This is a genomic window from Acidovorax sp. HMWF018, from assembly GCF_003061035.1.
Taxonomy (GTDB): Bacteria; Pseudomonadota; Gammaproteobacteria; order Burkholderiales; family Burkholderiaceae_C; genus Acidovorax; species Acidovorax delafieldii.
In genome coordinates this window covers 15,496-16,428 of record NZ_QAIM01000559.1, presented here as the reverse complement: position 1 = coordinate 16,428, position 933 = coordinate 15,496, and the positions used below count along the sequence as shown (strand labels likewise).

1 protein-coding gene and 1 pseudogene are annotated in these 933 nt (G+C 68.4%); both read right to left on the bottom strand.

Going from position 1 to position 933, the window contains the following annotated elements; translation table 11 throughout:
• Positions 1 to 668: sulfite exporter TauE/SafE family protein (locus DBR23_RS23950; RefSeq protein WP_108499794.1), on the bottom strand; the 668-nt coding region annotated here is incomplete at its 3' end.
• 5 nt (positions 669 to 673) lie between these two features.
• Positions 674 to 933, bottom strand: a pseudogene (locus tag DBR23_RS31615) (coproporphyrinogen III oxidase); the annotation flags it as partial.

Below are 933 nucleotides of genomic sequence, written 5' to 3'. Positions count from 1 at the left end.
ACCGCGCACAGCATGGCGCCTGCGGCCCTCGTACCCCACTGCGCCCGCGCGAGATTCAGGCGGTTGCGAAGGCTGCTCCAAGCCCAGGGGCCGCCCACCAGCCACACCCCACTGCCCACGGCAAACAGCGCCATGGTGAGGGCCCCCTCCAGCGCCCCCCCGCTGAGCGCCGCGACCAACAGGGCCGAATAGAGCAGTCCACAAGGCATCAGGGCCCACAGGACCCCGGCCGCCATCACTCCGCCCGGAGCCCCGACCAGCGGACGAACACGCGCCCACACAGAGCGGCCCGCCTGCTCCACCCAGGCAGGCTGCCGAGACTGCACCATCATCATGAGCCCCCAGGCCATCACCGCCACATGCATGAGTGTCCAGGCGGGGCGCAGCGCGCTGGTTTGCTGGGTCAGCCATGCCAGACTGTCCATGGCCAAGGCCGCCAGTGCACCTGCGCTGGCATACCCCACCAGGCGCCCTGCGTGAAAGGCCATGGTGCGCTGCAGCGCACCGCCACGCGGCGCCCAGCGCACCTCCTGCTCCGCGCCACCGTCCGCCTGTGCTGCGCCGCCCTGCCGCACCAATGCTCCGCAGGGCGCGGAACACATGGCCAAGCAATGGGACCCGCCGGCGAGTCCCATGAGCAAAGCAGTCCAGCCAACAGTGGCAAGCATAGGTGTCAGATGATGCGCGAAAATCGGGCGCGGTTGCGGTCTGCCTGCAGATAACGGTCAAAAACCATGGCGATACCGCGCACGAAGAACCACCCGGTGGCGGTCACTTCAATGCCCTCCGGCCCCACCCGTACCAGCCCCTGCTCCTGCATACCCTCCAGCTGCGCCAACTCTGCTGCGAAGTACTGGCGGAAATCGATCAGCCACGCCTGCTCCATCGGCTCGAACAGCAGCTCGCCCTGGCACATCAGGGCCATGATGGCCG